Source organism: Burkholderia sp. KBS0801, from assembly GCF_005937855.2.
Lineage (GTDB): Bacteria > Pseudomonadota > Gammaproteobacteria > Burkholderiales > Burkholderiaceae > Burkholderia > Burkholderia ambifaria.
Map to the genome: position 1 here is coordinate 1513033 of NZ_CP042177.1, position 12856 is coordinate 1525888.

The 12856-nt window shown below is 67.8% G+C and carries 13 protein-coding genes; 7 read left to right on the top strand and 6 right to left on the bottom strand.

Annotation, left to right across the window (positions count from 1 at the left end):
* Positions 1-149: 149 nt before the first annotated feature.
* Positions 150-1091, top strand: a complete 942-nt coding sequence (locus FFI87_RS07275; protein WP_011656649.1) for a LysR family transcriptional regulator — start codon at positions 150-152, stop codon at positions 1089-1091.
* Between the two features lie 124 nt (positions 1092-1215).
* Positions 1216-1374, top strand: coding sequence for a hypothetical protein (locus FFI87_RS34435; RefSeq protein WP_012363708.1), 159 nt, complete (start codon positions 1216-1218; stop codon positions 1372-1374).
* A 56-nt stretch (positions 1375-1430) separates the two neighbouring features.
* Here FFI87_RS34435 and FFI87_RS07280 read toward each other — a convergent pair whose 3' ends face one another.
* From FFI87_RS07280 to wrbA, 4 genes are read right to left on the bottom strand one after another with little or no spacing between them, the layout of a single operon-like run.
* On the bottom strand, positions 1431-2258 hold the full coding sequence (locus tag FFI87_RS07280) for a metallophosphoesterase (RefSeq protein ID WP_138847838.1): 828 nt from the start codon (positions 2256-2258) through the stop codon (positions 1431-1433).
* Between the two features lie 25 nt (positions 2259-2283).
* Complete coding sequence (locus FFI87_RS07285) at positions 2284-3705, bottom strand: FAD-binding oxidoreductase (RefSeq protein ID WP_138848489.1); 1422 nt, start codon at positions 3703-3705, stop codon at positions 2284-2286.
* Positions 3706-3725: 20 nt separating this feature from the next.
* The gene (locus FFI87_RS07290) at positions 3726-4118 is read right to left on the bottom strand and encodes a DUF2069 domain-containing protein (protein WP_138847837.1); all 393 of its coding nucleotides are present in this window, start codon (positions 4116-4118) and stop codon (positions 3726-3728) included.
* Entirely contained in the window at positions 4115-4735 is a 621-nt protein-coding gene (gene wrbA / locus FFI87_RS07295; protein WP_138847836.1) for an NAD(P)H:quinone oxidoreductase, read from the bottom strand. Before wrbA ends, FFI87_RS07290 begins: the two co-directional genes overlap by 4 nt.
* A 144-nt stretch (positions 4736-4879) precedes the next feature.
* On the opposite strand from wrbA, the gene FFI87_RS07300 reads away from it, so the two are divergent.
* The gene (locus FFI87_RS07300) at positions 4880-6211 is read left to right on the top strand and encodes a YihY family inner membrane protein (RefSeq protein ID WP_012363713.1); all 1332 of its coding nucleotides are present in this window, start codon (positions 4880-4882) and stop codon (positions 6209-6211) included.
* Positions 6212-6229: 18 nt separating this feature from the next.
* Here the strand turns inward: FFI87_RS07300 and FFI87_RS07305 are convergent, their stop codons facing one another.
* On the bottom strand, positions 6230-6547 hold the full coding sequence (locus FFI87_RS07305; RefSeq protein WP_012363714.1) for an Mpo1-like protein: 318 nt from the start codon (positions 6545-6547) through the stop codon (positions 6230-6232).
* Positions 6548-6704: 157 nt separating this feature from the next.
* Between FFI87_RS07305 and FFI87_RS07310 the strand changes: the two genes are divergently transcribed.
* The 3 genes from FFI87_RS07310 (at position 6705) to aroC (ending at position 10535) form a co-directional block, all read left to right on the top strand.
* Positions 6705-7160 carry a CBS domain-containing protein gene (locus tag FFI87_RS07310; RefSeq protein WP_006755543.1) on the top strand — a complete coding sequence of 152 codons (456 nt, stop codon included), beginning with the start codon at positions 6705-6707 and terminating at the stop codon, positions 7158-7160.
* A 142-nt stretch (positions 7161-7302) separates the two neighbouring features.
* Positions 7303-9237, top strand: a complete 1935-nt coding sequence (locus FFI87_RS07315; protein ID WP_138847835.1) for an MFS transporter — start codon at positions 7303-7305, stop codon at positions 9235-9237.
* A gap of 197 nt (positions 9238-9434) precedes the next feature.
* The gene (gene aroC / locus FFI87_RS07320) at positions 9435-10535 is read left to right on the top strand and encodes a chorismate synthase (RefSeq protein WP_012363716.1); all 1101 of its coding nucleotides are present in this window, start codon (positions 9435-9437) and stop codon (positions 10533-10535) included.
* 70 nt (positions 10536-10605) lie between these two features.
* Here aroC and FFI87_RS07325 read toward each other — a convergent pair whose 3' ends face one another.
* Complete coding sequence (locus FFI87_RS07325; RefSeq protein ID WP_138847834.1) at positions 10606-11688, bottom strand: LacI family DNA-binding transcriptional regulator; 1083 nt, start codon at positions 11686-11688, stop codon at positions 10606-10608.
* Positions 11689-11926: 238 nt separating this feature from the next.
* On the opposite strand from FFI87_RS07325, the gene rbsK reads away from it, so the two are divergent.
* Positions 11927-12856: a ribokinase gene (gene rbsK / locus FFI87_RS07330; protein WP_138847833.1), complete on the top strand. Its 930-nt coding sequence runs from the start codon at positions 11927-11929 to the stop codon at positions 12854-12856.

Here is a 12856-nt window from a genome sequence, read left to right on the forward strand (position 1 = left end):
CCCTTTCGGATATAGATGAGTCGGCTGCGATTATATTTTTCAGTGATTCCTGAATAAACGGACAACGGTGCAAGTCATTTTTACGAATCCTGAGATAATATTTGTTGGCCCCTGTGCAACAATCCACCCGGATTCAAAGGGGTAATGGGATGGATACGTTACAAAACATGCGGGTATTCGTCCGCGTGGTCGATGCGGGAAGCTTTACCGCCGCCGCTCAGCAGATGAATTCGACGACCGCCTATGCGTCGCGCGCCGTGTCGGATCTCGAGGCGCACTTGCGCACGCGCCTTCTCAACCGGACGACACGCCGGATCGCGCTGACCGAAGCGGGCGAGCGCTACCTGCAGCGCTGCGAGCAGATCCTCGCGTATGTCGATCAGGCCGAAGCCGAAGCGGGCGACGCGCACGCGCGCCCGTCGGGCAAGCTGAAGGTCCATTGCTTCACGAGCCTCGGGCAGCACTATCTGGTGCCGGCCATTGCGCGCTACCGGCAGCGCTATCCGGACGTGCACGTCGAGCTGACGCTCGCGCAGCGGATGCCCGACCTGCTCGACGAGGGGTACGACGTCGCGATCGTCGTCGGGCGCGACCTGCCGGATTCGGGGCTCGTGTCGCAGCGGCTCGGCGAGAGCTACAGCGTGGTGTGCGCGTCGCCCGGCTATGTCGACGCGCACGGCGCGCCGCATACGCCGGCGGATCTCGAGCAGCACATTTGTCTCGGGATGGTCGCGCCGGGCTTTCACTTCGACGAGTGGGCGCTGTCGGGGCCGCACGGCGACGAGGTGATTCCGATCACGGCGCCGCCGTTCCGCGTGAACGTCGCGGAGGCGCTCGCGGTGGCCGTGCGGGAAGGGATGGGGATCGGCGGGTTGCCGCTCTATTCGGCGATCGGCGGGCTGCGCAGCGGCAACATCGTGCGCGTGTTGCCCGAATACCGGTCGCACGTGATGAACATCTACGCGCTGTATCCGTCGCGCCAGTACCTCGACGCGAAAATCCGCACCTGGGTCGATTTCCTGCGCGACGAGTTGCCGGCGACGCTCGAAGCCGACGAAGCCGTGCTCGCGCAGTTCAGGGCTGCGACATGACGGCGCGCTCCACGCCGATCTGACGAGATTTGTCGTTCGTGCAACATTTTTTTACCATCGGCCGGCAGACAGTTTGATACTGTTGGATCATAGAGACATGGATCTGCCCACACCCGGAGTCGCAATGGATACCCAATTGATGATCGGCCTTGGCGTTCTGCTTGGCGCGGCCGCCGCCGCCGCGGCTACGCGGGATCTGCTGCGCGCGATGAAGGCACGCATGAAGCCGGTACCGGTGCGGGTGCGCGCGTCGTCGACCGGATCGCGCCGCGCCGAGCGCTGATCGGGCGGTATGCCGGATCGGAAAGGGCCGCATCGCGCGGCCACAGGGCCCGGCGTTTAGCCGAGCTCGACCACTTTGTCCCACGCAAACGCGGGATTTTCCAGCTCCCCGGTGCGCCGGAAGATATAGCCGCGCGGGTTGCACACCACGCGCGTGCCGCTGTCGGTCACGTAATCGAATGAAGTATGCGTGTGGCCGTGGATCCACAGATCCACGGGCGGCCGCACGAGTTCCGCCATGTCCGTGACGAATCCCGCCGACGCCAGGTCATCCGCGTAACGCTCCGCCAGCGAGCGCAGGTGCGGTGCATGATGGGTGACGACGATCGTGCGCCCCGCGAACGGCGTCGCGAGGCGCGCTTCCAGCCACGCGCGGCCGTGCCGGTGCAGCGCGATCGCGTCGGCAGGCGCGAAGTCCCGCTCCGGCGTGCCGCCCGCATGCAGCGCGGCTTCATGCGGCCACGTCACCTGGATCAATCCCTTGAAATCGAGCATCACGCGCCTGCCGGCCTCGATCGCGCGCGCGACGCTCGCATCGTCCGCGCCGAACAGCGTGAAATCGCTCCACAGCGTCGTGCCCAGCACGCGAAAGCGCCGCGCCGGATCGACGTACACGCCGTTGTTCAGATAATGCACGTTGTCGAGCGTATGCGCGGCGTCGCGCATCGCGGTTTCGAGCGCGCCGAATTCCCCGTCGTAGTACTCGTGGTTGCCCGGCACATAGACTACCGGCATGGCGGGATCGAACGTCTCGGCGGCCCAGCGCAGGCCTTCCGCGTGATTGTGGATGTCGCCGGCCAGCACGACGAGATCCGCGTCGGCATGGACGATCGTGTCGGGCGCGTTGCATTCGAGATGCAGGTCGGACAGCACGCGGATTCTCATGGCCATCGCTCCGGGGTAGGTGGCTTCAGCGCAGGACCTTGCCGGGATTCATCAGCCCGCGCGGGTCGAGCGCCGTCTTCAGCGTGCGCATGAGCGCCGTTTCGACCGGCGACTTGTAGCGCTGCGCGTCGTCGATCTTCAACTGGCCGATCCCGTGTTCCGCGCTGATCGTGCCGTGGTGGCGATGCACGTTGTCGTAGACGATCCGGTTGATCGGCTTCTGGAATTCCGTGAGGAACGCCTTCGGGTCGCCGCCTTCGGGCGTCTGCACGTTGTAGTGCAGGTTGCCGTCGCCGAGATGGCCGAACGTGACCATCCGCGCGCCCGGCGCGGCCTGCTGGATCGCCGCGTCGGTTTCGTCGATGAAGCGCGCGATCGACGAGATCGGCACCGCGATGTCGTGCTTGATGTTGAGCCCTTCGTCGGCCTGGGCGAGCGGAATGTGTTCGCGCAGGCCCCAGAACGCGCGCGATTGCGCGAGATTTTCCGCGACCACCGCGTCGACCACGAGCCCGGCCTCGAACGCCTCTTCCATCAGCTTCTCGAACAGCGCGCGCGCATGCGCCTCGCTCTCGTTGTCCGACAGCTCGAGCAGCACCGTCTGCGCATGGGGGTGGTCGAACGGGTAGCGCAGCTGCGGATAGTGCTTGCCGACGAGTTTCATGCAGAAGTCCGACATCAGCTCGAAGCCGGTCAGCAGCGGGCCGGCCGCGCGCTGCGCGAGCGCGAGGAAGTCGAGCGCCGCGTGCGGCGACTCGAGCGCGGCCAGCGCGGTGACTTGCGCGGCGGGCAGCGGATGCAGCTTCATCACGGCGGCCGTGATGATCCCGAGCGTGCCCTCCGCGCCGATGAACAGGTCGCGCAGGTCGTAGCCGGTGTTGTCCTTGCGCAGCCCGCGCAGGCCGTCCCAGATCTCGCCCTGCGGCGTCACGACCTCGAGCCCGAGGCACAGTTCGCGCGCGTTGCCGTAGCGCAGCACCGCGGTGCCGCCCGCGTTGGTCGACAGGTTGCCGCCGATCGTGCAGCTGCCTTCGGCGGCGAGGCTCAGCGCGAACAGGCGGCCGCCTTCGCGGGCGCGCGCCTGCACGTCGGCGAGGATCACGCCGGCTTCGACCGTGATCGTATTGTTGTGCGGATCGAGCGCGCGCACGCGGTTCAGGCGCGCGAGGCTCAGCACGGCCTGGCCGCCGCTCGCGTCGGGCGTCGCGCCGCCGGCGAGGCCCGTGTTGCCGCCCTGCGGCACGAGCGCGACGCCGTGCACGTTCGCGAGCCGGACGAGCGCGGCGACTTCCGCCGTATCGGCCGGTTTCAGCACCGCACACGCGCTGCCCTTGTAGCGGCGGCGCCAGTCGGTCAGGAACGGTTCGGTGTCGTGCGGATCGGTCAGCACGCCGGCGGCGCCGATCGCGTCGCGGCAGGCGGATACGAAGGCTTCGGAAGAAATCATCACGGTCGGTCGCGTAAGGGTCAGGACGCAGCGCGCTGCTTTTTCGCCGCGCGCTTGAACGGCGCGACGTAGGCAAGCGCGGCCACGAAGAAGCCGACGGCGAGCGCGGTCTCGCACCAGCCGAGCATCGCGGACAGCCCGCGGTCGGACATGCCGCGCACGATGCCTTCGGCAAGATAGACGAGGATCAGCATGCTCGCCCACTGCATCGTATAGATGTTACGCCGCCAGACGCCGGGCAGCGCGAGCGCGAGCGGCACCGCCTTGAGCATCAGCGCCGAGCCGCCCGGGCGCAGCGGCGCGAGCCACAGCTCCCAGGCGAGCGACAGCGCGATCAGCGCCGCGAGGCACGCGGCGGCGGCCAGCGCATAGCGCGGCCGGCCGGCGACGGCGGGGCGGGCGGGCGCGTTCATGCGGCGTCGGTCGGCTGGGCGGCGGACAGCGCGGCCGCCGCGCGGGCGAGCCGCACGCCGAGCGCGGCTGCAAGCGCCTTTTCGTCGGCCGACAGTCCGGCGGACGCGCTGCGATCGTGCTGCGACACGTGCGACGCGCCGTAAGGCGTGCCGCCCGTGCGCGTCGTGCTGAGCGCGGCTTCCGTGTATGGGATCCCGACGATCATCATCCCGTGATGCAGCAGCGGCAGCATCATCGACAGCAGCGTGGATTCCTGGCCGCCGTGCAGGCTGCCGGTCGACGTGAACACGCTCGCCGGCTTGCCGGTCAGCGCGCCCGACAGCCATTGCGGGGTCGTGCCGTCGAGGAAATACTTGAGGGAGGCGGCCATGTTGCCGAAGCGGGTGGGCGAGCCGAGCGCGAGGCCCGCGCATTCCTCGAGATCGCGCAGCTCCGCGTATGGCGGGCCGTCGGCGGGGATGTCGGGGGCGGTGGCTTCGCAGACCGTCGAGACGGACGGCACGGTGCGGATGCGCGCCTGCATGCCGGGTACGCTGTCGACGCCGTTCGCGATCGCGAGCGCGAGATCGCGCGTGGCGCCGTGACGGCTGTAATAGAGGACGAGAATGTCTTTCATGGGCGGCGGGGCCGCGTGCGGCCGCGCGGATGCCCGGTGCAGTCGGCCCCTGCTGGATCGAGCGGCTATTATAGGGGCTGAAGTCGTCGCGCAGCGCGGCGGCGGCGCGCCGTCGGGCGCGCGGCATCAAGAAGGAGAAACCGTTTGCCGAAGTTGAGCGTCGATCTCGACACCATCAAGCGCCTCGCGCAGTTCGCGGCCCGGCGCAGCGCCGAGGATCGCATCCCGCAAGTGGCGGGCAGCCTTACGTTCACGACGATGCTGGCACTCGTGCCGCTCGTGACGGTCGCGTTCGCGCTGTTCACCGCGTTCCCGATGTTCTCGTCGTTCCAGATCTCGCTGCAGGGGTTCCTCGCTGACCACCTGATGCCCGCGCAGTTCAACGTCCAGATCTTCAAGTACCTGAACCAGTTCGCCGCGAAAGCCAAGGGGCTGACGACGGCCGGCCTGATCGTGCTCGTCGTCACGTCGGTGATGACGATGATGACGATCGAATCCGCGTTCAACCTGATCTGGCGCGTGCGCAAGCCGCGGCCGTTCGCGCAGCGCGTGCTCGCATACTGGGCGCTGATCACGCTCGGCCCGCTGCTGTTCGGCGTGAGCCTGTCGATTTCGTCGTACCTGTTTACGCAGTCGCTCGCGTTCACAGGCGCCGCGCCGTCGACGTCGATCGTCGAGTGGCTGCTCGCGCTCGTGTCGCTGCCGCTGACCGTGCTCGCGTTCACGCTGCTGTACGTGTACCTGCCGAACTGCACGGTCGCGTGGCGCGACGCGGTGATCGGCGGCCTGTTCGCGGCCATCGCGTTCGAACTCGCGAAGCGCGGCTTCGGCTATTACGTGCGGCGCATTCCGACCTATACGGCCGTATACGGCGCGTTCGCGGCGCTACCGGTGTTCCTCCTGTGGGTGTACCTGAGCTGGTTCATCGCGCTGCTCGGCGCGATGGTCGCGTCCGCGCTGCCGGCGATCCGCGTCGGCCAGTTCCATCGCATCCACTATCCGGGCAGCGACCTGCTCGACGCGCTCGAACTGCTCGCGCGGCTCGCCGAGGCGCATGAGGTCGGCAAGGCGGGCTATACGGCAACGCGGCTCGCGACCATGTTGCGCTGCGACATGGAAACCGCGCAGCGGCTGCTGCTGACGATGGAGGAGCGGGAATGGATCGCGCGGCTGGATGGCGGTGAAGTCGGGCCGCGCTACATCCTGCTGGCGAACCCGGCGCGCCTGACGCTCGCGCAGCTGTTCGACGTGCTGGTGATAGACCGCACGGAGCTGACCTACCAGCTGCAGCGGCGCCGCAGCCACGTCGATGGCGCGGCGTTGCTCGACGTGCTGACGAACGACCGGTTCGACGTATCGCTCGCGTCGCTGATCGCCGCGCACCGGCTGACGGGTGCGCAGCCGGAGGAAAGCGTGCCCGGGCCGGTGCCCGGCGCGGCGCCCGACCCGCACGCGCGGCCGCCGAAAACGGCGTGACGCGGTGCCGGGCGGGCGTTACAGCCCGATCTTGCCGGTGCAGATGTCCTTGAACATCACCCAGTCGCCCATCAGGCTGTAGATCGGGTGCCGGAACGTGGCGGGGCGATTCTTCTCGAAGAAGAAGTGTCCGACCCACGCGAATCCGTAGCCGCACACGACCGCGGCCGGCAGCCACAGCCAGTAGCCCGTCGCGATCGCCATCGCGACGCAGCCGATCACGCCGAGCGAGCCGATGAAATGCAGCCGTCGCGACGTCAGGTTCTGGTGCTCGTTCAGGTAGTACGGGTAGAAATCAGCGAAGCTGGCGAATTGCTCCGTATGCGTATGCGCCATGGCCGTCTCCTCGGGCCGCCGTCCATGCAGCCATTGTGCGGCGGGCGGCCCGCGTCCGCAAGCGCTGGCGGCCGCGCCGCGCGGGCCCGCGCTTTCCTTTTGACAGGCTTTCCGATAGGATCGAAAGCGATTTGCATTCAAGCATGAGGGGACTACGATGCGCGTCAGCGATATTCTGAAAGTGAAGGGCAACACGCTGTTTACGGTGACGCCCGATAAGCCGCTGCGCGAAGCGGTCGATACGATGGCCGAACACGATATCGGTTCGCTCGTCGTGATGGAGTACGGCGATCTCGTCGGCATGCTGACGTTCCGCGAGATCATCCTGCGGCTGCACGTGAACGGCGGCGCGATCGGCGACGTGCAGGTGCGCAAGGTGATGGACGAGCCGCTCACCTGCACGCCGGAAACCGACGTCAACGAAGTGCGCCGGATGATGCTCGAGCGCCATGCGCGCTACATGCCGGTGCTCGACAAGAAGGTGCTGATGGGCGTCATCTCGTTCTACGACGTCGCGAAGACGGTCGTCGAGGCGCAAAGCTTCGAGAACCGGATGTTGAAGGCGTACATCCGCGACTGGCCGGAATCGGAAGCCGAAGCGCACAAATCGTGATGCACGCCGCGCCCGGTGCCATGTCGCGCGGGCGCTGCCATTCGACGGCCGGCGGCGCAGGTTCAGCCTGCGCCGCCGTTTTTTCAACAACAACAACACGAGGCCCGCGCAGCTTCGCCCAGACGATGCGCGCGTATTCCGCATGAGCGATCACACGCAAGTCTCTTCCGCGTCGCGCGACGAACGGCGCGCCCACGCGTCGCAGTTCGATCTGTTGCGCCAGCGCCGTTTCGCACCGTTCTTCACGACCCAGTTCCTGGGCGCGCTGAACGACAACGTGTTCAAGATCGGTTTCACGTCGCTCGTCACCTATCACACCGCGCGCTTCTCCGGCGTCGATGCGAAGACGGCCGCGTTCCTGATTTCCGCGATCTTCATTTTGCCGTTCGTGCTGTTCTCGGCCACGTCCGGCCAGATCGCCGACAAATACGACAAGGCGACGCTCACGCGTTTCGTGAAGACCTTCGAGATCGGGCTGATGCTGGTCGGCGCGGCCGGGTTCGTCACGCACAGCGCGACGCTGCTGTATCTGTGCACGTTCATGATGGGGATGCACTCGACGCTGTTCGGCCCCGTCAAGTATTCGTACCTGCCGCAGCATCTCGGCGAGCATGAACTCGTCGGTGGCAACGGCCTCGTCGAGATGGGCACGTTCATCGCGATCCTGATCGGCACGATCATCGGCGGCGCGGCCGCGGGCATCGAAGGCAGCGGCGAGCGCGTGCTCGCCGTCAGCGTGGTCGTCATCGCGCTGGCGGGGCGGCTCGTCGCGCAACGCGTGCCGCCGACGCCGGCGCCGCAGCCCGATCTCGTGATCAACTGGAACCCGTTCAGCGAGACGTGGCGCAACCTCGGCCTCGCGAAGCAGAATCGCACCGTGTTCCTGAGCCTGCTCGGCATCTCGTGGCTGTGGTTCGTCGGCGCGACGTTCCTCACGTCGTTCTTCAATTTCGCGAAGGACGTGCTGTCCGCGAGTCCCGACGTCGTCACGGTCCTGCTCGCGACGTTCTCCGTCGGGATCGGCCTCGGCTCGCTGCTGTGCGAGCGGCTGTCGCAGCGGCGCGTCGAGATCGGCCTCGTGCCGCTCGGCTCGATCGGCATCAGCGTGTTCGCGATCGAGCTGTATTTCGCGAGCCGCTCGCTGCCGTCGCCCGGCCATCTGCTGTCGGTGGGGGAATTCCTGGCCGGTGCGCGCCACTGGCGCATCCTGGCCGACCTGTTCCTGCTCGCGATGTTCGGCGGTTTCTACAGCGTGCCGCTGTATGCGCTGATCCAGAGCCGCAGCGCGCCCACCCACCGCGCGCGGATCATCGCCGCGAACAACATCCTGAACGCGCTGTTCATGATCCTGTCGGCCCTGATGGCGATGGGGCTGACCCACGCCGGCGTCGACATCCCGGGCCTGTTCCTCGTCACCGCGCTGTTGAACGTCGTCGTCGCGACGTACATCTACCTGCTCGTTCCCGAGTTCCTGCTGCGCTTCGTCGCGTGGGTGCTGGTGCATACGTTCTACCGGATTCGCCTCGTGCATGCGGAGCGCATCCCGGCGGAGGGCGCGGCCGTGCTCGTGTGCAACCACGTGAGCTACGTCGATGCGCTCGTGCTGGCCGCCGCGAGCCCGCGGCCGATCCGGTTCGTAATGGATCACCGGATCTTCAAGGCACGTTTTGCGAGCTGGGTGTTCCGGCATGCGAAGGCGATCCCGATCGCACCACGCCACGAGGATCCCGACATGCTCGCGCGTGCGTACGACGCGTGCGAGGCCGCGCTGAAGGACGGCGAACTCGTGTGCATCTTCCCCGAAGGCAAGCTGACCAAGACGGGCGACATCAACACGTTCCACCGCGGCATCACCGAAATCCTGGGCCGCACGCCGGCGCCCGTGATTCCGATGGCGCTGCGCGGGCTGTGGGGCAGCTATTTCTCGCGCCATTCCGATGCGCGGATGCCGCGGCCGATCAAGCGCGGCGTGATGAGCCGCCTGACGCTCGCGGTCGGCGAGCCGATGCCGGCGTCGGTCGCTACACCCGAGGCGCTGCAGGCCGCGGTGACCGAACTGCGCGGCGCGCGCAAGTAAGCGCGGCGGGCCCGGCGGCATCGCGCCGGGCCGGAGAGACGGCCGGCCCGTGTGGTCTGAACGGTTCACACGGCCCGCCGGCCCGGGACGGCTGGCATAATAGCGGTTTACCTCTTTTTCTCGACCGGCAAACGATCGGCCTGCCCGCGGCCCCGGCAGCGCATCGGTTTGTCCATTTCTCTTTGGGCGGTTCCATCATGTCCGGCAATACCCTCGGCACGCTTTTCACTGTCACGACCTTCGGCGAATCGCACGGTCCCGCGATCGGCTGCGTGATCGACGGCTGCCCGCCGGGAATGGGGCTGACCGAAGCCGACATCCAGGTCGAGCTCGACCGCCGCAAGCCCGGCACGTCGCGGCACGTGACGCAGCGCCAGGAGGCCGACGAGGTCGAGATCCTGTCGGGCGTGTTCGAAGGCGTGACGACCGGCACGCCGATCGCGCTGCTGATCCGCAACACCGACCAGCGCAGCAAGGACTACGGCAACATCGTCGAGACGTTCCGTCCCGGCCATGCCGACTACACCTACTGGCAGAAGTACGGCATCCGCGATTACCGCGGCGGCGGCCGTTCGTCCGCACGCCTGACCGCGCCGATCGTCGGCGCGGGCGCGGTCGCGAAGAAGTGGCTGCGCGAGCGTTTCGGCGTCGAGGTGCGCGGCTACATGAGCTGCCTCGGCGACATCGACGTGCCGTTCGTCGACTGGTCGCATGTGCGCGAGAACCCGTTCTTCTCGCCGAACGCGGCGATCGTGCCGGAGCTGGAAGCCTACATGGACGCGCTGCGCAAGGACGGCGACTCGATCGGCGCGCGCATCGACGTCGTGGCGTCGGGCGTGCCGGTCGGCTGGGGCGAGCCGGTATTCGACCGTCTCGACGCGGACATCGCGAAGGCGATGATGAGCATCAACGCGGTGAAGGGCGTCGAGATCGGCGCGGGCTTCGACAGCGTCGCGCAGCGCGGCTCGGTGCACGGCGACGAACTGACGCCGGCCGGCTTCATCGGCAACCATGCGGGCGGCGTGCTCGGCGGGATTTCGACCGGGCAGGACATCACCGTGTCGATCGCGATCAAGCCGACGTCGAGCATCCGCACGCCGCGCCGTTCGATCACGAAGGCCGGCGACGAGGCGACGGTCGAAACCTTCGGCCGCCACGACCCGTGCGTCGGCATCCGCGCGACGCCGATCGCCGAGTCGATGCTCGCGCTGGTGCTGATCGATCATGCGCTGCGCCATCGCGCGCAGTGCGGCGACGTCGAGACGTCGACGCCGAAAATCTCCGGCAGCGCGACCTGATCCGCGCGGAGCCGGCACTCGCCGGCTCGACCGATACGATGCGAAACGGGGCGCCTCGAGCGCCCCGTTTTCATTGGGCTGCCGGTGCCCGCGCCGGCGGTGGCGGCGCGGCCGATTCACGCACCCGCAGTTCCGGCTGTACCGCGTAACCGGGCCCGGTTTCGCCGTTCCCGAGCGCGTCGAGCAACGCGTGCGCGGCCTTGCGCCCGATCGCAGCGGTGTCGACCCACATCGTCGTCAGTGACGGCCGGATTTCGCGCGCCAGCGCGACGTCGTCGAAGCCGGTGATCGACAATTGCGACGGCACGTCGAGCCCCAGTGCCTGCGCCTCGAGCAGCGCCCCGAGCGCGAGAGCGTCGTTGCCGCAAATCACGGCTGTCGGGCGCGTCGCGCCGCTGTCGGCAATCGCGCGCAGGCTCGCCCGGCCGAACGCGATCGTTGCCGCGCCTTCGTGCTGGTGGACCGGGCGCACCGCGAGGCCACGCGCGGCAAGCGTGTCGTGAATGCCGCGCAGGCGGGCCTGCACGCGGTCGTTGTCCGCGGAAGGCTGCATGATGATCGCGAAATCGCGATGGCCGAGGTCGAGCAGATGCGTGGTCAGCCGTGCGAATGCCGCGCGATTGTCGAAGCCGATGCAGCAGTGCGGGCTGTCGTCGCGATACGCGTAGGTCACGACATACGGCACGCGATGCTGGTGCAGCAGTTCGAAGACTTCCGGCGGATACGCTTCACCGACCAGCGACACGGCTTCCACGCCGCGCGACAGCATCGCGCGCACCTGCGCCAGCGCTTGCGCGGGGTCGTAATTCGAGCAGCCGAGAAAGAGGGTGATGCCGTGTTCGGCCATGACCGCCTGCATTCCCGCGACCTGCGACGCGAACACCTGGTCGTCGAGCGTCGGGATGATCGCGCCCGTGATGTGGGTGCGCGTGGACGCGAGTGCGCGGCCGGCGGCGTTCGGAATCCAGTTCAGCGCGCGCGCGGCGTCGCGCACGCGCTGCTGTACGTCGGCCGATACCTTGCCGGGATCGTTGTACACCCGCGAAACGGTCGCGGTCGACACGCCGGCGAGTTTCGCGACATCGCCGAGCACCGACCGGCCGCTGCCGCGGCGTGCGCGCGCCGCGCCGCCGCCGGAAGGAGGCGTACTCATCGGGCCCCCCTGGCCGCGGCTGTCGCGCGGACGCCGCCCGTTCTGAAAAGCGCCATCGTTTACCCTCGATTCATCGTGGTCCCGCTTGCATTTCCAATCCGGCCTGTGAGAATGTAAGCGCTATCTTGATGCGAATCCGTATTATGTCAGACATAGATTGCTGCTGTATTGCGAAGTTTTCGTCGACGTCGGCCTTTCCGGCCATTTTGTTTGTCTCAAATGTAAGCGGTTACATTCGATGATGAATCCTGTAAAGCCACCGCGAATCGCCGTCGTCGGCAGCGTCAACGTCGATCTCGTCACGCGCGCGCCGCGTCTGCCCGTCCCGGGCGAAACACTGCTTGGCACCTCGTTCCAGACCGTCCACGGCGGCAAGGGGGCGAACCAGGCGGTGGCCGCCGCGCGCCTCGGTGCGTCGGTCGCGATGATCGGCTGCGTCGGCAACGACGCGTTCGGCGCACGCCTGCACGACGCGCTCGCGGCGGAGCGTATCGACGTCACGCACCTGCGCCGGATCGACGGCGAGGCCACCGGCGTCGCCACGATCACGGTCGACGCACACGGCGCGAACAGCATCGTCGTCGTGCCCGGTGCGAACGCCTGCGTCGATGCCGCATTGATCGACGCGTCGCGCGACGTGATCGCCGGCGCGGCGCTGATGGTGTGCCAGCTCGAGGTGCCGATCGAGACCGTCGCGCGCGCCATCGGCAGCGCCATCGCCCATCGGACGCCCGTGCTGCTCAATCCGGCGCCCGCCCGGCCGCTGTTCGACGCATTGCTGGCCCGCATCGACTACCTCGTCGTCAACGAAACGGAAGCGGAGTCGCTGACCGGCATCGCCGTCGGCGACGACGCATCAGCGGTGCGCGCCGCCGATGCGCTGTGCGCGAAGGGCGTGGGCAACGTGCTGGTCACGCTCGGCGCGCGCGGCGTCTGCTGGCGAGGGTTTGCGGGGGAGGGCCGCCTTGGGGCGAGGGCGGTGGTCGCCGTCGATACGACGGCGGCCGGCGACACCTTCGTCGGCGGCTTCGCGGCGGCCCGTGCGAGGGGTGCGTCGATGGATGACGCGATTGCATTCGGCCAGCACGCGGCCGCGATCAGCGTGACGCGCCACGGCGCGCAGACCTCGATTCCGACACGCGAAGAAGTGGAGCGTGCGGCCGTATAG